The following is a 25051-nucleotide window of genomic DNA, read 5'->3' on the forward strand; positions in this document are numbered from 1 at the left end:
GATCCGCAGGTTTGATGCAGATCAAAGCAGCCTGCACATCAAGGGTGTAGGCCGAAAGACATAGCCCGGAGCCAAACCACTTATGTCAAACGCCTCGCCCCCGCTTTTCGCTGCACGTGAGCCGATCTTTCCGCGCCGGGTGAGCGGCTTCTTTCGCCGGTTGAAATGGGTCATTCTGATCCTTGCACTGGGCATTTACTACATCACCCCGTGGATCCGTTGGGACCGGGGGCCGAACCTGCCTGACCAAGCGGTGCTGGTCGATCTGGCCAATCGGCGCTTTCACTTCTTCTGGATCGAAATCTGGCCGCATGAATTTTATTTCGTGGCCGGCCTGCTGATCATGGCGGGGCTGGGGCTGTTTTTGTTTACCTCGGCCTTGGGCCGGGTCTGGTGCGGCTACGCCTGTCCGCAGACGGTCTGGACGGACCTCTTCATGACCGTTGAGCGCTGGATCGAGGGCGACCGAAATGCGCGTATTCGCTTGCACAATGCTCTGTGGAGCCTGCGCAAAGGGCGGCTGCGGCTGACCAAATGGGCGGTTTGGCTGCTCATCGCGGTGGCGACGGGCGGGGCGTGGGTCTTCTACTTTGCCGATGCGCCGACCTTGGCGCGTGACCTTATGAACCTGCAGGCCGCCCCGGTGGCCTATGCGACCATCGCCTTGCTCACAGCCACGACGTTTATCTTTGGCGGCTTCATGCGCGAACAGGTCTGCATCTACATGTGTCCTTGGCCCCGCATCCAAGGCGCGATGATGGACCCCGGCACGCTGACAGTCGGCTACCGAAAATGGCGCGGGGAGCCGCGTGGCAAGGGTGGGGTGAAACGTCAAAAGGCGGCAGCCGAGGCGATTGGCAGCGGCGACGCTGTGGCGCGCTATGGGGCGGCGGTTGACAAGAATACAGCCGCCGAACGCCAATCGCGCAGCGGCGAGGTGCTGGGAGATTGCATTGATTGCAACGCCTGTGTCGCAGTGTGCCCGATGGGGATCGACATCCGCGAAGGCCAGCAAATGGAGTGTATCACCTGCGCACTGTGCATTGATGCCTGCGACGACGTGATGGCCAAGATCGGCCGTCCGCGCGGGTTGATCGACTACCTCGCGCTGGATGACGAGCCGCCGACCCAACCGATGCAAAGCGCCGGGGTCGCGGGGCTTGCCGAAGTGCCCGCTGGCGAAGTTGCCGGGGCCTGCCAACCGCCGTGGCAGCCCAAGCCCCTATGGCAGCACATCTTTCGCCCGCGGACGATCTTTTACACCACCGCTTGGGCCGCCATCGGGGTGGCGCTGGTTGTCGCCCTTTTCATCCGACCCGAGATCGACATGACCATCGCCCCGGTTCGCAACCCGACTTTCGTCACCCTCTCGGACGGGTCGATCCGCAACGCCTATGACATCCGCCTGCGCAACAAGCACGGCGAGGCGCGAGACTTTCAGCTGTCGCTCGTGGCTGACAACGTTCTGCAACTGGCTGTCGAAGGCGCTCCCGGCACTGTGGTGGAGGTCCCTGCGGACACCAGCCGCTTGCAACGGGTCTACGTGATCGCACCCCCGCAAGCCCCTGCCGCCAGACAACAGCGGAGTGATCTGCGGCTCTGGGTGCAAGACGTTACCTCAGGGGAGCGTGCTTATAGCAATACGATTTTTAACGGAAAGGAAGGCCTTAATGAACGCAGTGCAGACTGAACGTCCCCTCACAGGATGGCATGTACTTGCGATGTTCGTGGGTGGATTTTCTATCATCATCACGGTTAACCTTGCTTTGGCGGTCAACGCGGTGCGGACTTTCCCAGGCAAAGAAACTGAGTCGAGCTATGTCGCCTCTCAAAACTTCGACACGGACCGCGCTGCGCAGGAAGCACTGGGCTGGCTCTTGCAGACCGACCTGACCGACACAGCGCTCAGACTTGCGGTGCAGGACGAAAGTGCCGGCGTTGTCATGCCAGAGATAATCACGGCAACGCTTGGCCGCGCAACGACCGTGGCGGATGATATGACGCCAGCGTTCGACTGGGATGGCAAAGCGTGGGTGGCCTCGGTCATCGCCGGACCGGGCAATTGGAATCTGCGGATTGAGATGCGCGCTGCCGACGGCACGCTCTTTCGCCGCCGCATACCGCTCAGGGTAGTGCGATGACGATTGCCGCTTGTCCGGGCTGCGTTGTGGCGGCCCCTTCAGCTGACGCTGTGGCGCGAAGCCTGACGGAAAGCGAGGCGGCTCTCTATCTCGCCCTGCCGCAAATCCGCTGTGCGGCTTGCATTGCCGGGGTGGAGAGGGTGTTGGCCAAACTGCCGTCGATCCAAGCGGCGCGGGTGAACCTTGGGGCCAAACGGGTCCGGATCGTTCTTTTGCCGGGGCATGACGCCAGCGCTGCGCTTCAGGCGCTCAATAGTGCAGGCTTTGAGGCGCATGAGCTGGACGCGGCCGCCCTGCGCCCGACGTCGGACGACACAGGCCGCCGCCTATTGGCGCGTGCAGCCGTGGCGGGCTTTGCCATGATGAACGTAATGGCAGTTTCCGTCGCGGTATGGTCCGGGGCCGGCGATATCACGCGAGAGATGTTTCACTGGGTGTCGGCGGCCATCGCGCTGCCTGCCTTGGCCTTTTCGGCGGTGCCGTTTTTTGCGTCGGCGGCAGTTGCCTTGCGGGCCGGACGGATGAACATGGACGTGCCGATTGCGCTGGCGATCCTCCTTGCGGCGACGACATCACTCTATGAGACCTTCGCCGCCACCGGAGCGCATACATGGTTCGATGCGGCACTTTCGCTAACCTTTTTCCTGCTGGTGGGTCGCTATCTTGAGCATCGCGCACGGGCCACCGCACGTTCTGCGGCGGCGGAGCTGACTGCGCTGGAATTGCCGCGTGCGACCCGGCTGACCGCCGCAGGGCGTGAGACCGTAGACGTAGCCGCGCTCATGCCCGAGGACCGGATCGCATTGGCAGCAGGAGCGCGGATACCGGTGGACGGCATCGCCGAGGCTGCCGCGATGGTCGACCGTTCGGCCCTTACCGGTGAGGCCGAGCCAATCGCCATCGCTTCCGGTGATCCGGTCTGCGCGGGCGAAGTGATCCTCGGCGCCCCGCTGACCCTGCGCGTTGCCCGACGGGCCGAGGATAGCACCCTGCGCCGGCTGGCGGCCTTAGTAGAAGTGGCCGAAACCGGGAAACATCGCTACAGCGGGATCGCCGACCGGGCCGCTCGGCTCTATGCGCCGGTAGTGCATGGTTTGGCCGCGCTGGCCTTTGTGGTTTGGTGGGGCCTGACGGGCGATCTGCATCACGCCGTTGCGGTCGCCACGGCGACACTGATCATTACCTGCCCCTGTGCCTTGGCGCTTGCCATTCCGGCAGTGACAGCGGCGATGACCGGGCGATTGTTTCGGGGGGGAGTGCTGTTGAAATCGCCCACTGCGCTGGAACGGCTGGCCGAAGTCGACATGGTAATGTTCGACAAGACTGGCACGCTGACTGAAGGCCTGGCGCAATTGCCTGATCTTGACCCTGCCCCCGCCTCTGTGGCTTTGGGTTTGGCGCAGGCCTCAGATCACCCGGCGTCGCGCGCACTGGCGATTGCGCTTGCCGCTCACAGCCCCGCCGCGCTGAGCGATCTGCATGAGGTGCCGGGCGAGGGGGTTTGTGGCCTGTGGAATGGCGCGCCCGTGCGGATGGGGCGGGGCGAGGACGGGCCTGCGCTCTACCTGCCCAACCGGTGCATCCCCCTGCCGCTCTATGAAAGGCTGCGCACCGGCGCGGTTGCGGTGGTCGAAGCATTGCAGGGGCAGGGCCTAGAAGTGGCGATGGTGTCAGGTGACACGCAGGCCCGCGCAGACGCTTTGGCGGCCAGGCTGGGGATTGCGCAGGTTTACGCGGGGGTGCGCCCTGAAGACAAAGCGGCGCTGGTGCACAGTATGGCCGAGCGGGGCAAGCGCGTGCTCATGGTGGGCGATGGGCTGAACGACACTGCCGCGCTCGTAGCCGCACATGCCTCACTCGCGCCCGCCACGGCGCTTGACGCCGCAAGGGTCGCGTCGGATGGAGTTATGCTGCGCGGTGACCTATGCGCAGTCGAAGAGATCCTGCGCCTGGCGCGCCGGGCGCGCAGCCGCATTAGGCAGAACTTGGCTCTGGCTGCGGTATACAATGCCGTGGCGATCCCGGTTGCCGTCCTGGGTTTTGCGACGCCGCTGATGGCAGCGGTGGTGATGTCATCATCTTCCATCTTTGTTGTTTTGAATGCGGTGCGCCGATGAATATCTTGATTGTCTTAATCCCGGTTTCCGTTTTGCTTGGCGCGGCGGGGTTGGCGGCCTGCCTCTGGACGCTGCGCGCCGGGCAATATGAAGACCTCGAAGGGGATGCGGCGCGGATTCTGTTGGACGAGGAACCTGCGTTTTTTTCGGACGAAGGATAGGCGAGATTGCGGGTTGACGGCGTCCAGATTGGATGCAAGGCGCAGGGATGGGAGCTTGCGGACCAAATGAAACGTTCAGCCGAGTGCAAGATCGGCCGGGCGATAGATCTGTAAAACGTCAGCGTACGATCAACACTGAAATCGTCGCATGTGAGGCGAGATAGCCGGCGTTCGAGGAAAAAACATGCTCTGCCAGGCCGGGGATATGGCTGGCCATCACAATGAGATCGATATCCAGCCTCTCAGCTGCGCCGGCCAGAATGGCGTCCAGTTCTACGGCGGGGTCGTGGCTCGTCTCAGCGTGGGGTTTGTAGGTCGCGCCATGCGCTTGCGATGCGGTTTCGGAGAAATGTGCGAGCCGTTTTGAGAATTCCTCTGGGCTGCGGGCGACTTCGCTTGGTTGGCTGGGACCAACGCTCACGATGTGCAACTCCGCATGGTAGAGACGGCCCAGGTCGGCAGCGACCTTGAGCGCCTTGTCCAACCTTTCGCAGTGGCGCAGATCGACGGGAATCATAATTTTTCTATACATTGTCTCTCCTGTAGTTTGCGGCCCGCTGGTCCGTGAGCGGGCGGCTGGGTTCGGTCCTTCGAATTCTAAGGTTGTGCGCCGTGCTCAGCGGGAGAACAGGACCGGGACTTCAGTCTTGCGCAAGATCTCTCGCGTGGCCGCGCCGATCACCAGATCATAGGCGCGGGAATGGCCAAAGGCGCCGACAGCCAGCATGTCCGCATCGCGCTCGAAGGTCTCGCGGCTCAGAGCTGCCGCCACGCCCGGGCGCTCCCAGCAGCGTTCTACGAGTGTCGTATTGATCTTATGCTGGTCGAAAGCGGCGGCAAGGGCGCTGGCCGTCGCCTTGAGCCCCGCGTCGCGGCTGTGATCGTTGATGTGCAAGATATTCGCGGTATCGCCCTCCCGCAGGAGATTGAGCGCCTCATGGGCGGCCCGGACCGCTTCTCGAGCGCCGTTCCAGCCGATTAGAACGTTCCGGCCCAGATGTTCTGCCGAGAAGTTCTGCGGGATGACAAGTACCGGCCGAGCCGAATCGCGGATGACGGCTTCCAGCAGCCGCGCATGGGCGTGGCTTTCGGCCACCGGGTCGGCGGCGGCCATGAGAATGAGGTCCGCGCATTGCGCGCTTTCCACGATGCGCTCGGCGGCGGTTTCGGAATGGCTTTTCAACAAGCACCATTCGCTGGGGAATGCCTCGTAGTTGAATCTCTTCTCGAAGGCCTCCTTGAGCGCGGCGGATTGTTCGACCTGAGATTTGCCGAACTCGGTGAACACGATATCCGGGAAATGCACGGCGACGCCCGGGTAGACCATCAGCGTTTCAACCGTGTGCAGACCGATCACGTGGGCCTCATGGCGCCGCGCGATCAAGGAACTCGCCACCAATACGCTTTCGGCTGTCGAAGTGTCGGTGAGACAGGCGAGAATTGTCTTGATAGCCATGATGGACCTCCCACTGGTTCGGGCAGGCAGGTTGGACGGTCAAGTTGCTTATTGGACGCTATAGAATACTATGTGGTTATAAGGATCACGACCGTGCTACAAAGGGCGCTCAACTGCTTGCTTCGGATGCGGACACGAGTGCTCCCATGTTCTTTACGAGAACGATTTGGGAAGTATCCAACGCAATGATATCTTCTTTGCGCAGACGCGTGAATGTGCGGCTGACGGTCTCGATTCTTAGACCAAGGAAGTCTGCGATGTCGGCGCGGCTCATCGGTAAAGAGCATGCGGTGTATGTACCGATTGGTGTGCCGACGCGTTCTGCCAAATTTATGAGAAAGGATGCAACTTTCTCGGTCGCAGATTTCCGAGCGAGCATCATAAAGTGATCTTGCATTGCCGAGATCTCACGCAGCGCTGCGTGCAGCAGGCGTTGATGTGCCGCATCATCACCCTCCAGAGGGTCCAGCGCCGTGCGCCGATGCGCAACCACTTCTGCGGACTGGATGGCTTCGCAATCACTGTGATGTGAAATGCCATTCGGAAACCCGATGATGTCCCCTGGCAGACCAAATGCAATGACCTGTCGCCGTCCGTTTCCAAGAACGCGGGTCAAACGAAAGACGCCTGATGTGATCTCGTAGATATTGTTGGCGATGTCGCCTTCGCGAAACAAATGCGTTCCGACGGCCTGCCGTTTGCATTGTGAGGGTGCCGCACCTGCGCACCCGAAGGGGTGCGAATCAGGCAACTTGGTTGCGGGAGAAAACTCACTTGATAATGTCACATACATGCGATCATCCTTTTTAGGTTGCGATCACAATCTCAGGTGCGCGTCGCAGGAAGACCCTTGTCCGTGTATCCAATTGTATCGGTTTGTCGCAGGCGGTTTCTGACATGCCTATCGCTGGCACCGGTCGAGATTGCGGACTATAGAAACCAAACTGCTCTGGATGGTGATCTTTGCTGTGAAGAAAATCCTTGTTGTCGACGATGACGCCAAAATTCGAACGCTCCTGAGGCGATGTTTCGAAGGGGAGGGCTACCATGTGGCCGAGGCGCAAGACGCGAAGAGCGTTCGCGCGGCATTCGCAGAGGCGCGGTTTGACCTTGTCACTTTGGATCTCAACCTCGGGGTAGAAGATGGGCTCGATATCGCACGTGAACTGAACCGCGACCATGGTGTGCCGATCTTCATGGTGACGGGTAAGGACGACGTGATTGATCGTGTGGTTGGTCTTGAATTGGGAGCCGATGACTATCTGATCAAGCCGTTCCACATTCGGGAGGTATTGGCGCGGGTGAAATCCGTCCTGCGCCGCAGCAGCAGGCATGAAAAGGACGATGAGGTGCAGCCGCAGGAGGACGCGGCAGAAGACCCGTGGCTTTCGCTTGATGGCCTCACGGTGAAACTTGATCAGATGATGCTTGTCGATCGCGATGGTCAGGACTGCGACCTCACCACCGCTGATTTCAAGTTGCTGGCAGCGCTACTGAAACACGCCAAGAAGCCGCTGTCTCGCGACCGGCTTATGGACTTAATTGATGGTCAAAGCTGGGCGCCTTTGGACCGCACTATTGACAACCAGGTGGCGCGCCTGCGCAAGAAGGTCGAACGAGACCCTGGCCGTCCGCTTTTGATCAAGACGGTTCGCGGCATCGGATATATCCTGACGGAAAGCGCCGTGGAAGTAGGGCGTTAGCTTTCAAACAACGCGCGGAATGCCTTGGCGAGATCAACCTGCCTATAAGGTTTTTGCAATATGGAAAAGCCGCCGTCGGTGTCCTTGCCGCGCAGGACGTTTTCTGAAAACCCAGATGTAATCAAAATTCTAATGTGTGGCATCTCCTTGGCGACACGCCTGGCCAACGCGTGACCGGACAACTCGCCGGGCATAACGAGGTCGGTAAAGACAACATCAATATCGTTCCGTGCTTTCAATACCTCCCAGGCCGCGTCGCCGCTTGTCGCTGTCACACAAAGAAAGCCCAGGCTTTTCAAGCGGGTTTCCGACAGGCGCAGCACCATCGGATCATCTTCGACCAGAAGGACACGTAGCCCTGCGCCGATCTGCTCGTGCTGCTCGCGGTCATGCCGGAGGTCTGCGTTGCGCTGAATAGCATCTGCCAAAGCAGGGAAATAAAGGCTGATCGTCGTGCCTTCGCCGACTTCGCTGTAGATTGCAATATGTCCACCGGATTGCTTGATGAAGCCATAAACCATGGACAAACCAAGGCCGGTTCCCTGACCGACGGGCTTGGTTGAGAAGAAGGGCTCCATCGCGCGGGTTCTGGTCCCAGCAGACATGCCCTCGCCCGCATCAGCGATCGACAAGCGAATATAGTTGCCCATATCGATGCCAATTTCTTGCGCAACATAGGTGTCATCCAATTGCATATTGCGCGTTTCCAGCTTAATGTGGCCCCCCGATGGCATCGCGTCCTGCGCATTCAGCGCAATGTTTAGAACGGCCGTCTGAAGTTGCGTCGCATCAATCTTTGCCTGCCACAAATCATTTGCGAAGTCAGTATCAACCGCAATATGCGCACCGATTGTCCGATTGAGCATCGCCACCGCCTTGAACACTTCGGCGTTCAAATCTATCACCTCTGCGTTCAGCGTGCTTTTTCTGGCAAAAACCATGAGCCGCGAAGTTAGATCTGCGCCAACCTCCGCCGCTTCCAGCGCATCAGAAATCAGCGCACCGCTTTTCTCGGAGGTTTCGGCCATTTCTAAAAGTTCAAGGTTGCCGATGACGACGGTTAGCAGATTGTTGAAGTCATGGGCGATTCCGCCGGTCATCTGGCCAATCGCATCCATTCGCTGGGACCGTGCCGTCGCCTCTTCGGCAGCCTTTCTTCGCGAAAGATCATGCATGATGCCAACGAAGGCGACTTCGCCTGAAATATCGGCGCGTCCTACCGAAAGATGCAACGGAAAGACACGCCCATCTGATCGCAGACCTTCGACATCGCGTCCCATCCCAATGATCCGTTTTTCACCAGTTTCAAGGTGATGGCGCAGAAACCCGTCGTGGCGCGAAGCCATTGCATCAGGCATCAGCATACGCACGTTTTGTCCGACCAAAGCGTCGACTGAGTAGCCAAAAAGGACCGCAGCCGCCTGATTGACCCGCAGAATATTTCCAGCGTGATCGGACACCACCATCGCATCAACCGCAGCATCCAACAGGGCAAGTAGGACGGGGCTTTCGTCATTGATCTTCATGTACGGGTTCCGTTGAAATGTAGCTACACGGGCAGCAAACGCATTTCAAAGCTTGCTTGCAAGCTATTCGATGCCGTCAGATATCGTAAGAACGGACGTGAGATCTGACAGCGTTATAACCCCGACAAGTTTCTGCCGATCTGCGACAAGGAACTTGCGCCTGCCGGTGCGCTTTACAGTATCCATGAGTTCCACCGCCGTTGAACCGTAACAAACGGTATTGTCCTTATTTGTACTCTCGACAACATCATCAACTATTGTCGTCGTCCTGTTTTCGAGATCAATTTTCTGCACAATCCGAGCGTCGACATACCCCAAAAGAACCTCGTTTTCGATTACGGGAACAAAGCTGATTCCATGCTTTAGGAACACTGCATCGGCGAGCTCCGCCAAAGATAGCTCCGGTGTGACCGTCATCGGGTCGCGGATCATGAGGCTGGCGACTATGGGGCCGCCAGCTGCGAGCCGGGATCCGTGCGAAATTACCTGCCTCCTCATCGCTTTACCGTTGAATTGCTTCAAGATAGTCGAGCAGATTTGCAAAATCTGTTTCTAATACCTCGCCATCCGCGCCTCCATTGGGATAAACATGACGCAAGCCGACCGCAGAAAAATCAGGCATCGGCGAGAAAGGATCGTCCTTCTCCAAACGACCCATGATGAACCGGCCGACAAACTCTCGCGGAAAATATCCACCGTTCCGCTGTTTGAGACCGGCCAAATCCGGGGGAATGGTGCTCAGTCCCAACGAGGCCGGCCCGGCACCTCCTCCAAGGGCGCCATGACAGGCTGCGCATTCCTGCAAGTAGATGCGCTGACCTTCGCGGACCGCATCGGGATCTGCGACAAACCGTTCTGTGCAGGCCGAAAGGAGGGCGCAGGACAATACAGAGATTATTGCTAATCGAAGGTGCATGGTATGTGTTACCTTTAAATCTGTTTTCAGTTTGCAAATTGCGTTGTTCTTTCGGACCCCAATGTCACGGTCAATGACACAGTAGAACCGGCCAATCGCGCTGTTCTATTAGCGTTCGGGTAGTCCCCCCAAAGACGGTTTCGCGCAGACGCGAATGGTCATACGCGCCCATGACGATTAGGTCGGTTTCATTTTCTTTCGCGCGCTTCAATATGCCGGCGCCGATTTCCTGACCGCCGCTTGGATACTGCTGTATGGTGACGCTGCACCCTTGGTGGTTCAGCCAAGCAGCAACGTCGGAGCCTGGATTTTCTCCATCGTAAAAAACTGTCGAAATAGGGTCAAAAATTGCAACTGTGACCTCCTCTGCAATCTGAAGGGCGGGGAGTGCTGCTCGGATAGCGCGTGTCGCTGGCATCCCCAGTTTCCACGCCACAAAAGCAGATTCTGGGGACAAAGCCGCAGCAGCGCTCATAGCGTTCAGCATGACTGCCGCCGACGAATCAAATAGTGCCGCCTGAACGATATTGTTGAACAGCCGCTGGTCGAAGCGCAGGTCATCACCGATGAGAATGCAATCACAGGTCAAACCCGCACGCACGACAGCGTGGCGCAATCCCGCAGCCTCGCCGCAAACAGCGCGTACTTCGGAGCGCGCACCTTGGTCTACAAAATATTGAGATAAATCGCGACGCTGTACTTCTAAGGCAAGGTTCGCGTCGTCTACATCTGCTTGCCATCCGTGGGGTAGAGAATAGGCGCTGAACTCTCCGATGCCGATAGCAGAAACAGGAACTGGAGGCACTTCACAAAGCAACAGGACAATCAGAAAAATGTTGCGTTCTCGCGCCATGCGGCACAGCGTATCCAATTGTTCCGGTCGCGCACGCGCTCCGAGAACGACCGTGACCGTTGTATTTTGCATTTTAGCGCTCCTTCCAAGATTGGCCTGAGCATATATCCTCATTACAATAAACGCTTTGATGTAGATCAATGCGACCGTTTTTCGGTGAGTCGTTGCATCATTGACCTGCCCCCCGCGACACCCCTCACTTTAAAGTAGATTTTGCCCGGTATTGTCACGTTGACCCGCCGAGTTTGCCAGTTGGCGCCGTTCATTGATCAACCGGCATGTGTCACGGCTTCCCACGCCTTGAATGCTTCGAGCTGATTGTAGTGGATGGTAAGGGCAGAGCGGCAGCGGGCTGGAACAGAGAAACAATTGCGGGTTGCGGAATGCATAGATACGAAGGATTGTAGTCCAGCCGGCGATCGGAAGCCTTGCATCACCCGTTCTCGCTTCCGGAAGGGCAAACGGCTGTTCTCGGCGCGGTTGTCGAGCCCCTTGTTTGACCAATGATCAAGGCCGTTCGCGACCTCCCACTTGGCAGCCCCACTTGAGCGCTGTTTGACCGTATTGATCGCGTTCGGGCTGAAGAAGTAACCTCAGCAGCGCGCCTGAAAATGAACTTCATGAGTGTGGCTAGCCATGAGTAGCTCACCTCGCTCTTAGGCAGGTCGTCCTTGCTGAAAGCAAGGGTCGGCGACGCACTAAAAGACCCAAACGCACTGAAACTGCTCGATGTCGCTGACCGTAATGGAGATCGAATCCTGACATTCGTCAACGATATCTTGGATGCCCAAGCCTTAAGTGAAGGGAAAGTTTCTGTAAAACGCCAGACGGTTAATCTCAACCAAGTGGTCACAGCCGCGGTCGAGAATTGCCAAGGCTACGCTTGAAAAAATAAGGGTCTGCTACGCTGTCCACACCCCCCATGAACCGGTGATCACCATCAATGACAGCGCACGGGTCACGCAAGTCTTGAACAACCTGACCTCCAATGCCGCCAAATTTATCTCCACCGGGGATTTGGTTGAAGTCCGCTTGACGCGGATCAGCGACAAAGTGCGGATCGAAGTCACCGACCATGGGATTGGCATACCCGTGGCCCTGCAGCCCGACATCTTCACCCCCTTTCGTCAGATTGACCCCAGGACCACTAGCGCAAACAAAAGCAGCGGTCTTGGACTGAGTATCACAAAGCAACTGATGGATCTGCTTGGCGGACAGGTGGGATTCAGCTCGGTCGAAGGGGAAGGATCGGTTTTCTGGATCGAGCTAGCAACTGTATTTCTCAAGCGCTCTGAGTGCGCCATTTCTGATCTGCTTTCACGAGCGCATTGACGATTGTGACGAGTTTTCGCGCAACGGCTGTGATGATAACCTTGTGTGATTTTCCGGCGTTGCGCAGTCGATCGGCGAAGATTCTGAGGACTGGGTTGTGATGGCTGGCAACGAGGGCAGCTTGGAACATGACATGCCGAAGCAGTCGTCGACCACCGGCAATTGCACGCTTGCCGCGCATCGCGCCGCTGTCGTGGGCAATGGGGGCAAGGCCCGTGAGCGCTGCGGCCTGCTCGCCTGAGATTTGGCCGAGTTCGGGCATCTCGGCGATCAACATGGTGCTGGCGACAGGGCCAATGCCAGGAACGGAGCGCAAGATGTTGGCGGTTTTGGCAAGCGTTTCATCCGCCGCAATGGCCTGTTCGATCTGAGCCTCAAGGTCTGCTATTTGGTGGTCGAGAAGGGTTTTCAACTCATCATCCATACTCGCAAATATGTCAGACGACCCCAACTTCCCATGCGCCTTGACCTGCGCCAGAAGTCGCTTCCGCGTTTCCACGAGCTGACCGCGTTTTGATACCAAGGCTCTGAGAACGCGTATCTTTTCGTGCGGCAGGTTGCGCCCGGCATCAGGTCTGAAGACCATGAACCGCGCGATAAGCTCCGCGTCGATCCGGTCCGTCTTGGCGCGTGTGCCACGGCTGGCGGCGAAGGCTTTGATCTGAGCGGGTGGCAATTGCCGTGTCGCGATTGCTGCGGCATCCAGAGCAGACCACAAGCGCCATTCTTGCCCACCAGTCGCCTCAAAGCACACAAGCGCGTTGAGTGAAGCCGCCAGGTCGGCAATCTGCGCGTGGCCTTCCTCAGTGTTGGGCAGGCGCTGTCGCTGTCCGCCTGGCAGGCAGTGAATATCCAGCCAATCGCGGCTGACATCTGTGCCGATGATCGCAGAGTGTGTTAACTTATCCATGTTCTCTTCCTTCTGGTCCGTGGTCCTGATTGGCCACATTCAACTGTTCGAGATGATGAAGAGAGACGGCGCTGGCTCGCTAGCAAACGTGGTCAAACCCACAAGGCTCAGACGCCATACACCGCCCCGTCAGCGACCTCGGCCAAGGCGGCTGACGGGGGCAACATAGCAAAACTGAGATACAGAAGGCTCAGGACTCATAGCCAGTAGATGACAGTGGCGGCGAGAGCGATGGCTGAGAGGAAGACCTTTGGGCATCGGTCGTAGCGAGTGGCAACGCGCCGCCAGTCCTTGAGTCTGCCGCGTTTGTATCTGCGCTTGTCATACTTCACCGTCGCCTTCCGCTGTTTTCGTCCGGGGATGCAGGCGTGTATCCCCTTGTCTTTTAATGCTTCTCTGAACCAGTCGGCGTCGTAGCCGCGATCGCCGAGCAGCCAATCGACATCCGGAAGACTATCGCAAAGCGCTCGCGCACCTATGTAGTCGCTCACCTGTCCTGCCGTTACGAACAGGTTGAGTGGGCGCCCCCGGCTATCGCAGATTGCATGAAGTTTGGTGTTCATGCCGCCTTTGGTTCGTCCAATAAGACGTCCACGCCCCCCTTTTTGACGCCCAAACTGGACGCTGTGCGATGAGCCTTCAGGTAGGTAGCATCGATCATCACGGTATTCTTTTCGCTGTGCTCGGCAGCCAGTCCCACCATCATCTGTGCGAAAATGCCTTTGTCGCTCCAACGCTTCCAACGGTTATAGAGCGTCTTGTGGTGGCCATACTCCTTAGGCGCATCTCGCCATCGCAAACCATTGCGATTGATGAAAATAATCCCGCTTAAAACCCGCCGATCATCCACACGTGGTTTGCCATGGGATTTCGGAAAGTAGGGCTCCAGCCGCGCCATCTGCGCATCGTTCAGCCAGAAAAGATCAGACATATCACCGCTCTGTTTTCGGACGGTGAATCATGCGGCTCCGCGATAATCAATGGGTCCTGAGCCTAACAAGATTGTTCTCACTAAGGGGTCTGGCATCGTGTTTGCATCAAAGCTTTGCCAATAGAAGTAGTTTGAGATCGCCCGTGCAAAAGGTTCGCGCACCCAAGTGATATAGAATGGTTTACGCCATGTCAGTGCTCGATGGTATTTCCGGGCTGGGAAATGGCCGTGCACCAGCCTGATGGACTTTGGGAGTTCGGCTAGATCTTTTCGGTACCGCCATGCCAATTGAAGCAACGGAGGCGAAAGCCATTCTTGATGTGTTTTGGCGGCCTCCACGCCTTGCGCGGCAACTAAAGCGTGATCGCGCTCGTGGTGGTAATCGAGCTGAACCTCACTTGGGGCGAACGCTTGCTCCAATGATTTGGCGAAGCTCGTGCCTGCAGTTTTCGGTATATGTACTGATACATAGAGCATTTGGGGGATGTGGCCGCTTTGTTGCTAGGCCCTCTTCATAGTCGAGGTTTTGAGCTTCAGTAAGGTCTGAAGATGGGGGAGTGGCGTGGATATAAAATTTGCCTGCTGTATGGTGCTTTGTTCCGGGCAGAGCGAAGCAATCTAGCCTCTGAAGCTTTGGGGGGCGATAGATGCAAGTGGGGCACTTTTGTACCAGGGCCCGCATAACAGCCGTGGTCAAATCGAGGTGTGCTTACTAATTTGGGTCTCGTCACGTCAGGATTGTGTTTAAAGTCGGGCTGGTCGGAAGCCGTATATTTGTGCATAGAAGAAAGCCTATAGGGTGCGCCGTTGTTGGTATTTGATGCATGGGCAAAATGTCTGTGCGTGGCTGATGCTTGGGGCCTCAAGGTGCGAAGCTTACATTGAACAAGGATAGTCCAATGCGACCTCTACGAGCGATTTATGTATCCGCAGCCCTATTCATGATTGGCAGTCTTGCCGGCTGTGGTTTTACCCCAATCTACGGGACTGGATCGTCGATCAGCCAAACATTGTCGGACATTCAGGTGGCCCCCCCGGGCAACCGGGAAGAGTATTTGTTCGTTCGGGGCATGGAAGAGCGTCTTACACGCAACTCTCAAGCCCAAAAGACTTTGAGATATAACCTATCACTCTCTGAAGTTGGTCTGGATATCAGGGACGTGAGCCGCAGTCAGGTTATTGGAAAGGTAAATTACCAACTGTTTGATGAGGCGGACGGTAAGGTGCTGGCCTCTGGAGCGGTGGAGTCTTTTACTTCGTTTTCGACGGATGATGATTTTCCAACGTTGATGCGAAACAGCGCTCAAGAGCGGTTGATCAACATTCTTGTCGACAGGGTCATGTCGGACTTGACGGCCAAGCTGGCCATGGACTGATCCTATTCCGGTGGCGGCAACGGCATAGCGAAGATTGCGTGTCACGGCGGCTCGGCGCGCTGGTTCTCGAAGCTTTTAGCAGAGACACCGGAGGCCGATCTGCGTCTTTGCTTTGGCGCGCGGATGTCGCTCAGGGCTCATGAGATAAAATCTCTACCCGGCTTTATTGAAATTTCTTTGTACGACCGACCGACGGATTCTCCGAATCTGGGGCAGTGCTGTCGAAAGATATCAAGAGCATGAAGCGCGACTGTCGAGAAGGCTGGATGTGGCTGAGGGTTATCGGGACGGCTGCGGAGAGCGTTGTTTAAGCAGCTTTTTGTGCATGATTGGGGGTGGAGAGGGGTCTTTTTAGCCAAATTCAGCTCTTCTTGGGTTCTCGGTTAGGTGAGTTGTGTGGCTTTTGGGCCGTGCTCCAACAATCATGCGGGATTGTTTCCGTAGCGTTAGGCTTGATTTTCTTGCCAGATGGGGTTGGAGGCCATACTATAGTAAGGTGTTAATCCTTTGGTATGTTTAACTGGACAAGCGTCACGCCGGGCTATGTACGATAAAAAGTATAGGAGCCCCCTGTGATTGCTTCTGGCGAGACGGGGTTTTTGGGATTGGTGCAGCGCGTCACGTGACGCGCGGTTGCGCATAAGTATGGAGCTGCCAGTTGGGCAAGTTTGAGAGCAGCAAAGGCGTGCAGGGGCGCGTACAGGTCGCCGAGCAAGTCGGATACGCTTCGATTCCGACGCCATTGTTGCGGGCTGCGGGCGACACGGGTGCGCGCAGTACTGGGATTTCTGTTACTGCTGGTGCGATTGGCATGGGGCTGGCGGCGCAAAGTGCGTCTCAAGACGGTTTGATGGCGTTCGCGGCGACGCTCCCTGGCGCTGACGTTCTGGCTTCTCTTGCTAAGGGTGACCCCCAAGGGCCCAGCACGGGCGCGGCGGATGTTGTCGGTGCCGAGGGTATTGGCGGTGATTTTCAGCCTGATGGCGCTGCGATTGAGGCTCACCTCGGCGCTGATCCTCTTGCAGCAGAAGCGTCTGATACGGCGAGTTATGACATAGCGGTCACGCCGGGGGTGCAAGAAAGCCAGCTGACGTCTCACATTGCGATCGACCCAAGCGCTGTTGTCGGGGAGGTTGTGCAGGACGCGCGGAGCGCGCCGGTCAATTCGCCTGCTGGAACGCAGCCCAATGTTGGTGCGAGTGGGGGTGAGAAGGTCGTCTCTACCATTACGATTGTGCCTGGCGACAGCTTGCTGCCTGACGATATTCCGGGTGATGACGGGCCGGTTGGGTCGATCGTCGGGTCGGTGATCGGCGATGGCGGTCTCGTGGATGGTCTGCTCGACGGTGTTCTCGGAGAGGGCAGCTTGCTTGATTCCGTTCTGGGCGAGGATGGCGTGGTGGGCGTTCTCCTCGGCGAGGATGGCATCGTCTCGGGCCTGCTTGGCGACGGCGGTGTTATTGATTCGGTGCTGGGCGAAGGTGGTCTTGTTGATGGCCTTGTCGGCGGGGTTCTTGGGGAAGACGGCTTGGTTGGCGGTCTGCTCGGCGATGATGGTCTTGTTGATAATCTCCTTGGTGATGATGGCCTCGTTGGGGGCCTTCTTGGTCAAGACGGCGTTGTTGATAATTTGCTAGGCGACGATGGTGTGGTCGGTGGCCTGCTTGGTGAAGACGGCGTTGTTGGTGGCCTGCTTGGCGATGATGGCCTTGTCGGCGGCCTGTTGGGTGACAACGGTGTCGTCGATGTGGTGCTAGGTGACGACGGTTTGGTCGGTGGTCTTCTGGGCGAAGACGGCGTTGTTGGTGGCCTGCTAGGCGATGATGGCCTTGTTGGAGGCCTGTTGGGTGACAACGGTGTCGTCGATGTGGTGCTAGGCGACGACGGTTTGGTCGGTGGTCTTCTGGGCGACGACGGCGTTGTTGGTGGCCTGCTAGGCGATGATGGCCTTGTCGGCGGCGTGCTGGGTGACAACGGTGTCGTCGATGTAGTGCTAGGCGACGACGGTTTGGTCGGCGGTCTTCTGGGCGACGACGGCGTTGTTGGTGGCCTGCTTGGCGATGATGGCCTTGTCGGCGGCGTGCTGGGTGACAACGGTGTTGTCGATGTGGTGCTGGGCGACGACGGTTTGGTTGGAGGTCTTCTCGGGGACGACGGTGTTGTTGATGGCCTGCTCGGTGATGGCGGTCTTCTTGGCGGATTGCTGGGCGGGGGCGGCTCTGAGGCCGCAGAGATCGTTCCTGCTGAAAGCGCGCTTGGCGATGGCGGGCTGGTTGACGGTATTATTGGTGAAGATGGCCTTGTCGGCGGTGCCCTTGGCGACGATGGTTTGGTCGGCGGTCTTCTGGGCGACGACGGTGTTGTCGATGAGCTTCTCGGCGATGATGGCCTTGTTGGCGGTGCTCTTGGCAGCGACGGACTGGTTGGTGGGCTTCTGGGCGGATTGCTGGGGGGCGGTGCCGCTGAGGTAGAAGAGGACGTTCCAGCTGAGCTGACCGATACGGGGATCACTGAGGTTTCAGGTGTTCTGGAGACGGGGACCGAGACTGTAACCCAAGTTGCTGACGGCGTGCTTGGCGATGGCGGGCTGGTTGACGGTATTATTGGTGATGATGGCCTTGTCGGTGGTGCTCTTGGCAACGACGGACTGGTTGGTGGGCTTCTGGGCGGATTGCTGGGGGGCGGTGCCGCTGAGGTCGAAGAGGACGTTCCAGCTGAGCTGACCGATACGGGGATCACTGAGGTTTCAGGTGTTCTGGAGACGGGGTCCGAGACTGTAACCCAAGTTGCTGACGGCGTGCTTGGCGATGGCGGGCTGGTTGACGGTATTATTGGTGATGATGGCCTTGTCGGCGGTGCTCTTGGCAGCGACGGACTGGTTGGTGGGCTTCTGGGCGGATTGCTGGGGGGCGGCGGTGCCGCTGAGGTCGAAGAGGACGTTCCAGCTGAGCTGACCGATACGACGACCCCTGAGGTTTCAGATGCCTTGGAGGACGGGTCCGCAAACGCTGAGCCTGCCAGCAATGCAGTCTTGGGCGCTGGAAGCGTGGTTAATGAGGTACCTATTGTTGGGGGTATCCTTGGCGGACTGCTGGGCGGCCAGGCTGCGTCGGCTGTGGTTCCGCCTCTGACCGAAGGGCCAGTTGCAGGTCTCTCAGAGGGCGTGACGGCTGAACCTAACGATGCCCAAACGTTGATAGGGCAAGATGAGACCGACCCGGTCGCTCCCACAGATACACCTGATACCTCATCAGAGGCTGACGTTTCTGGCGCTGCCTTGCTTGATGATGTGCCGGTGACGGAAGACGCAGGAGATGACGGCTTCCTCGACACGTTGGTCGCCGGGGACACTGAAGACCTATTGGGGTCTGTTGAAACACTTCTGGACCCCAGCGACGCACTTCTCGACGGGCTGCTCGGAGAGGTTGATGTATTTGGCCTCAATGTTGTTGAGGGTGGCGAGGGTGACGATCTGTTCGCCGGGCTGACGGGTGAACAAGGGCTTACGGGCAGCTTGGTTGAGCAAGACGTGCTTGGCCTGTCCGATCCGATCGGGGATGATGCGCCTGATGCTGAGGTCGACAATCTGTTGAACGACATCCTTGCGGGCGGTGTGAGCGACATCACCGGCGAGGAGGGGGCTTTCGATGCGCTGTTTGGCAGCGATGCGATGGCCGAAGAAGAAGGCGAACTGCTTGGTGTCGAAGATGCTGCGGTTGCCGAAGCGGGTGCTGTCGAAGGCGCGCTCGACATTCTCTTTGATCAGGGTGCGGATCAAGGGCACTCTCTCTTAGGTGGATTGCTCCAGGAGACCTTCGACAACGACAATGCCTGATAGGCATTGTGCGAACAGTCAGAACTGACGGCTATGGCGGCTCCCGCCTTAGCCGTCCTTGTCGTATCGATTACGATTTAAGCCATTCTTAAGGTGGTATTTTTCAATTTTGTCACAAAATGGGCTCAATTGGACTGCATCCTTTTAGGTGCAGGGCGTTTGCCCTTGTAACGAAAGTCTGAAAAAGTTCTAAGCAAACTACTTTAGGTTGGTTGACGATTTACACTATGGCGCTAGGCGATTGTGAGCGCGCATTTTGAGAAGGGGCATGCCGTGTCCGTTGGCGTAAAGCTTAAGCAAAGAGGCTCCTCTGGAAATGAGGACGTGCAAGCTGTCTCAAACATGTCGTTGGGCGCGCCGGCTGATATTTCGCTTGCGCAGGGGACCCCGGCAATCGTCGCATCCGACAAGCTAGGGTCCGATTTAGCCTTGAGTTTCGCGGATGGAAAAACGCTGCTGGTACAGGACTTCTTCGTGATCGGTGAGGAAGGGGACTTCAGTCGTCTGCTTCTGCCGGACGGGGAGGCTTTTGTGACGGGGCTGATGGGGCCCGAGCCGACCTATAGCACTGATGGCGATGTGGCAGAGCATACTGTGCACGACGCTGAGGGCGCGGCGGCATTGCAAGCTGAGCAGCCCGGCGTTCAAGAGAGTGCTGGGGAGGGCATGGATTGGTCCAGCCCGCTCCTCCTGGCGGGCACAGGCCTTTCACTTGGAGCGGGGGTCAATTTCCTTTCAGGAAGCGATGATGACGGCGCGCCCGTGGCGGCGCAAAGTGAGACGGCAGAGCTCTCACTTGCAGTCGACGAAGTGATCGGCGCCGAACCCGACAGATTGACGCCCGAGGAATACGATTCAGAGGTGTCGACCACCGGCCCTGAGACCGCCGAAGCGCCCGAGGGCGCGGCTATGGAAGGTGCCGACCCGGCGGATGACACCATGGAAGGTGCATTTGTCGGGGGTGCAGATATGCCTATGGACATGGAATACCAGCAAGATTTGCTGGCAGAGTTAATGACGGAGTTTGTTGGATGAGGGTTATGAGGCGCAACCAGAATGTTTTCAGGTGCGCTGCTGGTTGGTTTTATTCCACAGCTGCGATCGCGCTTGTTCTAACTCTGGCAACGCCGGTTGCCGCGCAGATATCGTTGCGCACAGCCGTATTGCAAGCCACGGAACGGGACGGTGAAGTCTCTGCACTTCGCCAAAAAGTTGCCAGTCGATCAATAGACATCCAAGCGGCCCGGGATGAATATTACCCGAGCATCAGCGTGTCGGGTGATACGTCGACCACAGATTCCGATGGCCCCGGTATTACCCTGACGGTTTCACAGGTCCTGTTCGACTGGGGATTGATCCGCAGTAAGATTAATGCGGCATCTCATGTCCGTGTGCAGGCGGTCTCTGATTTGAAAATGGCTGTAGAGGGCCTGACCCTTCAAGTGGCCGAATATTTTATCGATGTTGAGGTGATGGACCGTAAGATCGAGCGGACCCGCGATTATACCGCGTTTGCTCAGCGGATTGCCGGCCAGGCGGAGGCCCGTGCCCAGGCAGGGATCGGCGACAATGGCGAAGTTGCGCGTGCCCGACTGGAGATCGCACGTGCAGAAGACCAGCTGTCACAGCTCGTGGCGAACCGCAGTATCGCATTGTCTCAGATTGATTTCCTCGTCGGTCGCCAGGTGGGCTCCATCGTGGCGCCCCCTGATCTTGGGTATGCCCGTCGCTATGCTGAGGCCGCAAAAATCCGGTCTGCGGTGCGCATTGCCCCAGATTATGTTGCTGCCCGCGCGGGGGCGGACGAGGCTGCGGCTGGCGTGGAGACCGCCAAGGCATCACGCATGCCCACGATTAAGTTGCAGGCACAGGGCCGCGCCGCACTGAACGGCGGTAAAAGCAGCGCGGCCCTCGGGCTTTCCACGGGGGTGGACCTTAGTTCCAGCGGACTTGGGCGCCGGCAGATTCAATCTGCTGAACTGAACCTGCAGGCGGCAAAATCCACATTGGTGTTCACCGAGCGGGAGCTGACAAATACGGCGACCAGTGCACTGCAGCAGATTAGCATTCTTCGCAGAACCGAGACCGCACGGTCGCAGCAGCTGCTTGAAGCGCAGCGGGTGCTCGACAATTACGAGCAACAGTTCATTGGCGGTCAGCGTGAGATTTTGGACCTGCTGACCACAGGCCGTGACCTTTACGATTCCGAAATCGAGAAGATTGACACCTATGACGAGCGCAAGCGCACGGAATACCAAGCCGCGCATGATCTGGGTGTTCTTGGCACACTGATACTCAATGCCGCATCTTAGTACTCGGGGCGGTAATTGAGGGCACTATGATTAATGGGGAGCAGAGATGAAAGACCATGACTTCGCGGGCCCCTTGATCGCTGGCATTGTTGAGCTTTGCCGGGTGCAAGGGGTGACGACCTCGGCAGAGCAGCTGACCGACGGCCTGCCAAAGTCGGGTGATGCCGCTCAAGATGAGCATTTGGCGTCTCTCGCCCTGCGGCGGGTCAACATGAGTTGTCGTATTAGCCGGGAATCTCTGGATACTCTGCCTGCCCACTGCCTGCCCGCATTGGTCTTTCTAAAGGACGGACGCACCATAGTTCTGGAGGGTCTCCCAGAGACCCAAGCACGGGTTATCTTGCCGGAATCGGGTGGCGGGCGCGCATTATGGACGCGCAGTAAGCTTGATGAGATGCATGACGGGCGCGTCTTGATATCCAAGCCAATTGATATTGTGAGCAGTCGGCTGGACGCTTCCAAAAGCGGGCATCACTGGATTTTGGGACCGGTTTTTAGCAACTGGGCCATCTACCGCGATGTTATCTGGGCTTCTTTTGCGGCCAACTTGCTTGCCGTTGCTACGGCCCTTTTCTCAATGCAGGTCTATGACCGGGTCGTGCCCAGCAACGCTTTTGATACCCTGTGGATCCTTGCCAGTGGGGTGGGAATTGCCATCGTTCTGGAGTTGGTTTTGCGCATTATGCGCTCGACGCTTGTTGATGTTTCAGGGCGAGATCTTGATTTGCGGCTGTCGGCGCAGCTGTTTGACAAGGTCGCGAACATGCGACTGAAGCATCAGCCCGCGTCAACTGGGGTTTTTGCCAACCAAGTCCGAGACTTTGCCACTGTCCGCGAGTTTTTTACATCCAGCACTGTGACCGCGATCTGCGATTTGCCATTTGTGCTGATCTTTGTGGGGGTCATTTGGTTCATTGGCGGGCCGATTGCCCTGGTGGTGCTGGCGGGTGTGATCTTGACGGTTCTGCCCGGTCTGGTGATGCAAAAGAAACTAGGGAAAGCCTCAAGGGAGAACACGCGTGAGGCTGCCGCGCTGAACGGGCTTTTGCTGGAAACGATTTCGAATTTAGAAACTGTGAAGGCGTCGCGCGCTGAGGGCCGCTTGCAACGTGCGCATGCGCAGTTGACGGCAACCATGGCGACCACGGCGATTAAGACCCGCAGTATTACAAATTTTATGACCCAGCTTGTGAGCTCAGTGCAAAAGCTGGCCTATGCAGGCGTGATCATTACCGGTGTTTATTTGATCAGCGCTGGTGAATTGACTGTTGGGAGCCTGATCGCCTGCACATTGCTTTCGGGCCGCACGATGGCTCCGATGGGGCAGGTGGCCGGCCTACTGGCGCGGTGGCAACATGTGCGTGCGGCGATGGAGGGGTTGGATCAGATCATGGATTTGTCCGTTGAACGTCCCGACGACCGCCACTTTGTCCGTGCGCCTTCGCTTTCGGGTGGTTTTGTGCTGGACGACGTGGTCTTCCGGCACGATCCCCAAGCGCCGCCGATCCTTTCTATTCCTGAGCTTTCGATTAAGGCCGGTGAACGCATCGCGCTTCTTGGTGGCAATGGCGCGGGCAAGTCGACCCTCTTGCGCATGATGGCGGGTCTGACGGATCCGCAGTCGGGCAGCGTGCTTGTAGACAGTCTGTCTCTAAGCCAGATTGATCCGATCGACCGGCGTCGTCAGATTGGCTATCTGCCGCAGAGTGTCGCGCTTTTCCAAGGCACTTTGCGGGACAATCTTTTGTTGGACCATGGGCTGCATTCTGACGAGGAGCTGCTTGAGGCATTGGATGCGGTGGGATTAGGCACGTTCGTGCGCCGCCACGTCCGCGGGCTTGATCTGCAACTTCAGGGCAATGCCAATGTCTCAGGGGGGCAACGTCAGTCAATTGGCCTTGCGCGGGTGCTGCTGCAGGACCCTCGGATTGTCTTGCTGGATGAGCCTACATCGGCTTTCGACCATCTCACTGAAAGCAAGGTTATCGCCCATATGAAGGAGTGGCTGCAGGGCCGGACGACGATTATTTCGACACATAAGCGGGAGTTGCTAGGGCTTACCGAACGCGCGATCGTGCTCAAGGAGGGCCGGGTGGCGCGCGACGGTGATCTGCTGAGCATTCTTAACACAGCACGTGCGAATGCCGTTCAGAACAAACCGGTGCAGGCTGTGAAATGACCACCGTTGATGACATGCCAGTAAGCCACCTGGATGGCAGCTATCGGCGTCAGACACTCAAGGTCGCGCGCTGGACGATACGCACGGTTGTCATCACTTTGATCGTTGCCATCGGATGGGCGTCTGTTGCCCAGATCAATGAGATCACGCGGGGGGATGGCCGTGTCATTCCTTTACGCCGGATGCAGACGATCCAAAGTCTTGAAGGCGGGATTCTGGCGGAATTGGCAGTGCAAGAGGGTGACATTGTTAAAGAAGGTCAGACGCTGGCGCGTCTCGATCCGACCCGCTCTGAATCGGCTTTTCTCTCAGCGGAGTCTGAGATCATAGCGCTGACTGCAGAGGTTGCGCGCCTAGATGCAGAGGTTCTTGAGCGCCCCGTATTGGATTTTGGCGATGCGCCAAACAGCTCGGAGCGCAATGAGCTAAAGTTGTTCACGGCCAGACGGACAAAACTTGAGGCCTCGCTTGAGGCTCTTGAGGCAGAGCGGTTCGCCATTCAGGAGCAGATCGACATAACACGGCCCTTGACCCTTAATGGATCGGTAAGCCGCATTAATTTGCTTCAACTGGAGCAAAAGAAGGCTGAACTGGATGGCAAGATCAGCGAAACCCGCAATGTCTATGTCCAAGACGCCTATAAGGATTTGGCTCAGCGTCGGGCCAAATTGTTGATGATGCAGCAAGAATTGGTCCAAAAGCAGGACGAGTTCCGGCGGACAGAAATCCGATCTCCGGTGTCGGGCAGGGTTAACAACATCGAGATCACCACGCTCGGGGGCGTGGTGCAGCCGGGCGAGCCGATCATGCAGATTACGCCCACCGATGATCAGTTGATCATTGAAACGAAGGTCAAGCCGCGGGACGTTGCGCTGATTGCGCCGGGCATGCCTGCCAGCGTCAAGATTACGGCATATGATTTTGCCACTTATGGCGATCTGCGCGGTGTGGTTACGCAGATCTCAGAAGACACGGTCGAAGAGGATACGCCCCAAGGTCCGGCCGACTTTTACCGCGTTATGGTGCGCACCGAACGGAGCTATTTGGAGCGCTTCGGGGAGCAGTACGCAATCCGGCCTGGGATGATTGCTCAAGTTGATATTGAGAGTGGCGATCGATCCATCTTAAGCTACCTCACGCGCCCAATTCTTAAGGCGCGCCTTCACTAAACCCAAGTGGTGGGGCCGCTGCTGGCCCTATCCACTACAAAATACGACATAGAAAGTGCTGCCCTTGCCTTGTCTGCTGCCCCCTTCAAGCGCGTTCCGCGCTCTCTTTTCCGTTGTGTTTCGATCTGCGTCGC

General features: G+C 57.7%; 22 protein-coding genes and 1 pseudogene. 13 read left to right on the forward strand and 10 right to left on the reverse strand.

Annotated elements, in window-relative coordinates; all coding sequences use genetic code 11:
* Positions 1-82 precede the first annotated feature (82 nt).
* The 4 genes from ccoG to ccoS are packed head-to-tail and all read left to right on the forward strand — an operon-like array spanning position 83 to position 4419.
* Positions 83-1690, forward strand: coding sequence for a cytochrome c oxidase accessory protein CcoG (ccoG, locus tag DSM110093_RS17100; protein WP_243267918.1), 1608 nt, complete (start codon positions 83-85; stop codon positions 1688-1690).
* Complete coding sequence (locus DSM110093_RS17105) at positions 1671-2141, forward strand: FixH family protein (protein WP_243267919.1); 471 nt, start codon at positions 1671-1673, stop codon at positions 2139-2141. The genes ccoG and DSM110093_RS17105 overlap by 20 nt, the downstream gene beginning before the upstream one ends.
* Complete coding sequence (locus tag DSM110093_RS17110; protein ID WP_243267921.1) at positions 2138-4258, forward strand: heavy metal translocating P-type ATPase; 2121 nt, start codon at positions 2138-2140, stop codon at positions 4256-4258. The genes DSM110093_RS17105 and DSM110093_RS17110 overlap by 4 nt, the downstream gene beginning before the upstream one ends.
* Positions 4255-4419 carry a cbb3-type cytochrome oxidase assembly protein CcoS gene (ccoS, locus tag DSM110093_RS17115; RefSeq protein ID WP_243267922.1) on the forward strand — a complete coding sequence of 55 codons (165 nt, stop codon included), beginning with the start codon at positions 4255-4257 and terminating at the stop codon, positions 4417-4419. The genes DSM110093_RS17110 and ccoS overlap by 4 nt, the downstream gene beginning before the upstream one ends.
* A gap of 118 nt (positions 4420-4537) precedes the next feature.
* On the opposite strand, the gene DSM110093_RS17120 is transcribed toward ccoS, so the two are convergent.
* From DSM110093_RS17120 to DSM110093_RS17130, 3 genes are all read right to left on the reverse strand, one after another.
* The gene (locus DSM110093_RS17120; RefSeq protein ID WP_243267924.1) at positions 4538-4951 is read right to left on the reverse strand and encodes a universal stress protein; all 414 of its coding nucleotides are present in this window, start codon (positions 4949-4951) and stop codon (positions 4538-4540) included.
* 84 nt (positions 4952-5035) lie between these two features.
* Positions 5036-5875: a universal stress protein gene (locus tag DSM110093_RS17125; protein WP_243267925.1), complete on the reverse strand. Its 840-nt coding sequence runs from the start codon at positions 5873-5875 to the stop codon at positions 5036-5038.
* Positions 5876-5984: 109 nt separating this feature from the next.
* Positions 5985-6668: a helix-turn-helix domain-containing protein gene (locus DSM110093_RS17130; RefSeq protein ID WP_243267926.1), complete on the reverse strand. Its 684-nt coding sequence runs from the start codon at positions 6666-6668 to the stop codon at positions 5985-5987.
* A 130-nt stretch (positions 6669-6798) separates the two neighbouring features.
* Here DSM110093_RS17130 and DSM110093_RS17135 point away from each other — a divergent pair, with 130 nt between their 5' ends.
* Positions 6799-7578, forward strand: coding sequence for a response regulator (locus DSM110093_RS17135; protein WP_347568649.1), 780 nt, complete (start codon positions 6799-6801; stop codon positions 7576-7578).
* Here the strand turns inward: DSM110093_RS17135 and DSM110093_RS17140 are convergent.
* The 5 genes and pseudogenes from DSM110093_RS17140 to DSM110093_RS17160 form a co-directional block, all read right to left on the reverse strand.
* A complete protein-coding gene (locus DSM110093_RS17140; protein WP_279290861.1) occupies positions 7575-9104 on the reverse strand; it encodes a PAS domain S-box protein in 1530 nt (509 codons plus the stop codon). The genes DSM110093_RS17135 and DSM110093_RS17140 overlap by 4 nt on opposite strands.
* A gap of 63 nt (positions 9105-9167) precedes the next feature.
* Positions 9168-9602, reverse strand: a complete 435-nt coding sequence (locus DSM110093_RS17145; protein WP_243267928.1) for a CBS domain-containing protein — start codon at positions 9600-9602, stop codon at positions 9168-9170.
* 4 nt (positions 9603-9606) lie between these two features.
* Positions 9607-10020 (reverse strand): c-type cytochrome, encoded by a 414-nt coding sequence (locus DSM110093_RS17150; RefSeq protein ID WP_243267929.1) that lies wholly within the window; start codon positions 10018-10020, stop codon positions 9607-9609.
* A 70-nt stretch (positions 10021-10090) separates the two neighbouring features.
* The gene (locus DSM110093_RS17155; RefSeq protein WP_243267930.1) at positions 10091-10945 is read right to left on the reverse strand and encodes a universal stress protein; all 855 of its coding nucleotides are present in this window, start codon (positions 10943-10945) and stop codon (positions 10091-10093) included.
* A gap of 197 nt (positions 10946-11142) precedes the next feature.
* Positions 11143-11442, reverse strand: a pseudogene (locus tag DSM110093_RS17160) (IS6 family transposase); the annotation flags it as partial.
* Positions 11443-11544: 102 nt separating this feature from the next.
* On the opposite strand from DSM110093_RS17160, the gene DSM110093_RS17165 reads away from it, so the two are divergent.
* A complete protein-coding gene (locus DSM110093_RS17165) occupies positions 11545-11760 on the forward strand; it encodes a hypothetical protein (RefSeq protein ID WP_243267931.1) in 216 nt (71 codons plus the stop codon).
* A 43-nt stretch (positions 11761-11803) separates the two neighbouring features.
* Positions 11804-12205, forward strand: coding sequence for an ATP-binding protein (locus DSM110093_RS17170; protein ID WP_243267932.1), 402 nt, complete (start codon positions 11804-11806; stop codon positions 12203-12205).
* On the opposite strand, the gene DSM110093_RS17175 is transcribed toward DSM110093_RS17170, so the two are convergent.
* Together DSM110093_RS17175 and DSM110093_RS17180 are read right to left on the reverse strand one after the other, a co-directional pair.
* A complete protein-coding gene (locus DSM110093_RS17175) occupies positions 12156-13115 on the reverse strand; it encodes an IS110 family transposase (RefSeq protein ID WP_243265498.1) in 960 nt (319 codons plus the stop codon). The genes DSM110093_RS17170 and DSM110093_RS17175 overlap by 50 nt on opposite strands.
* A 197-nt stretch (positions 13116-13312) precedes the next feature.
* Positions 13313-14046 (reverse strand): IS5 family transposase gene (locus DSM110093_RS17180; protein WP_243267933.1). Its coding sequence is split into 2 segments (ribosomal slippage): positions 13313-13725 and positions 13725-14046, totalling 735 coding nucleotides; the frame shifts between segments, so codons are not numbered across the junction.
* A gap of 899 nt (positions 14047-14945) precedes the next feature.
* Here DSM110093_RS17180 and DSM110093_RS17185 point away from each other — a divergent pair.
* The 6 genes from DSM110093_RS17185 (at position 14946) to DSM110093_RS17210 (ending at position 24917) form a co-directional block, all read left to right on the forward strand.
* Positions 14946-15422: a hypothetical protein gene (locus DSM110093_RS17185; protein ID WP_243263355.1), complete on the forward strand. Its 477-nt coding sequence runs from the start codon at positions 14946-14948 to the stop codon at positions 15420-15422.
* A gap of 658 nt (positions 15423-16080) precedes the next feature.
* A complete protein-coding gene (locus DSM110093_RS17190) occupies positions 16081-19257 on the forward strand; it encodes a hypothetical protein (RefSeq protein ID WP_243267934.1) in 3177 nt (1058 codons plus the stop codon).
* Positions 19258-19530: 273 nt separating this feature from the next.
* The gene (locus DSM110093_RS17195) at positions 19531-20292 is read left to right on the forward strand and encodes a hypothetical protein (RefSeq protein WP_243267935.1); all 762 of its coding nucleotides are present in this window, start codon (positions 19531-19533) and stop codon (positions 20290-20292) included.
* Between the two features lie 5 nt (positions 20293-20297).
* Positions 20298-21569: a TolC family protein gene (locus DSM110093_RS17200; RefSeq protein WP_243267936.1), complete on the forward strand. Its 1272-nt coding sequence runs from the start codon at positions 20298-20300 to the stop codon at positions 21567-21569.
* A gap of 46 nt (positions 21570-21615) precedes the next feature.
* Entirely contained in the window at positions 21616-23748 is a 2133-nt protein-coding gene (locus DSM110093_RS17205; RefSeq protein WP_243267937.1) for a type I secretion system permease/ATPase, read from the forward strand.
* On the forward strand, positions 23745-24917 hold the full coding sequence (locus DSM110093_RS17210; RefSeq protein ID WP_243267938.1) for an HlyD family efflux transporter periplasmic adaptor subunit: 1173 nt from the start codon (positions 23745-23747) through the stop codon (positions 24915-24917). The genes DSM110093_RS17205 and DSM110093_RS17210 overlap by 4 nt, the downstream gene beginning before the upstream one ends.
* The last annotated feature ends 134 nt before the right edge of the window (positions 24918-25051 follow it).

This window comes from Sulfitobacter sp. DSM 110093, assembly GCF_022788715.1.
Classification (GTDB): Bacteria; Pseudomonadota; Alphaproteobacteria; order Rhodobacterales; family Rhodobacteraceae; genus Sulfitobacter.

What these genes read in the sequence shown, in the direction of transcription:
- DSM110093_RS17185 (WP_243263355.1), top strand. Translation starts at nt 14,946, where the DNA reads ATGCGACCTCTACGAGCGATTTATGTATCCGCAGCCCTATTCATGATT.
- DSM110093_RS17205 (WP_243267937.1), top strand. Translation starts at nt 21,616, where the DNA reads ATGAAAGACCATGACTTCGCGGGCCCCTTGATCGCTGGCATTGTTGAG.
- DSM110093_RS17105 (WP_243267919.1), top strand. Translation starts at nt 1,671, where the DNA reads ATGAACGCAGTGCAGACTGAACGTCCCCTCACAGGATGGCATGTACTT.
- DSM110093_RS17175 (WP_243265498.1), bottom strand. Translation starts at nt 13,115, where the DNA reads ATGGATAAGTTAACACACTCTGCGATCATCGGCACAGATGTCAGCCGC.
- ccoG (WP_243267918.1), top strand. Translation starts at nt 83, where the DNA reads ATGTCAAACGCCTCGCCCCCGCTTTTCGCTGCACGTGAGCCGATCTTT.
- DSM110093_RS17125 (WP_243267925.1), bottom strand. Translation starts at nt 5,875, where the DNA reads ATGGCTATCAAGACAATTCTCGCCTGTCTCACCGACACTTCGACAGCC.
- DSM110093_RS17140 (WP_279290861.1), bottom strand. Translation starts at nt 9,104, where the DNA reads ATGAAGATCAATGACGAAAGCCCCGTCCTACTTGCCCTGTTGGATGCT.
- DSM110093_RS17150 (WP_243267929.1), bottom strand. Translation starts at nt 10,020, where the DNA reads ATGCACCTTCGATTAGCAATAATCTCTGTATTGTCCTGCGCCCTCCTT.
- DSM110093_RS17200 (WP_243267936.1), top strand. Translation starts at nt 20,298, where the DNA reads ATGAGGCGCAACCAGAATGTTTTCAGGTGCGCTGCTGGTTGGTTTTAT.
- DSM110093_RS17155 (WP_243267930.1), bottom strand. Translation starts at nt 10,945, where the DNA reads ATGCAAAATACAACGGTCACGGTCGTTCTCGGAGCGCGTGCGCGACCG.
- DSM110093_RS17210 (WP_243267938.1), top strand. Translation starts at nt 23,745, where the DNA reads ATGACCACCGTTGATGACATGCCAGTAAGCCACCTGGATGGCAGCTAT.
- DSM110093_RS17120 (WP_243267924.1), bottom strand. Translation starts at nt 4,951, where the DNA reads ATGTATAGAAAAATTATGATTCCCGTCGATCTGCGCCACTGCGAAAGG.
- DSM110093_RS17110 (WP_243267921.1), top strand. Translation starts at nt 2,138, where the DNA reads ATGACGATTGCCGCTTGTCCGGGCTGCGTTGTGGCGGCCCCTTCAGCT.
- DSM110093_RS17145 (WP_243267928.1), bottom strand. Translation starts at nt 9,602, where the DNA reads ATGAGGAGGCAGGTAATTTCGCACGGATCCCGGCTCGCAGCTGGCGGC.
- ccoS (WP_243267922.1), top strand. Translation starts at nt 4,255, where the DNA reads ATGAATATCTTGATTGTCTTAATCCCGGTTTCCGTTTTGCTTGGCGCG.
- DSM110093_RS17130 (WP_243267926.1), bottom strand. Translation starts at nt 6,668, where the DNA reads ATGTATGTGACATTATCAAGTGAGTTTTCTCCCGCAACCAAGTTGCCT.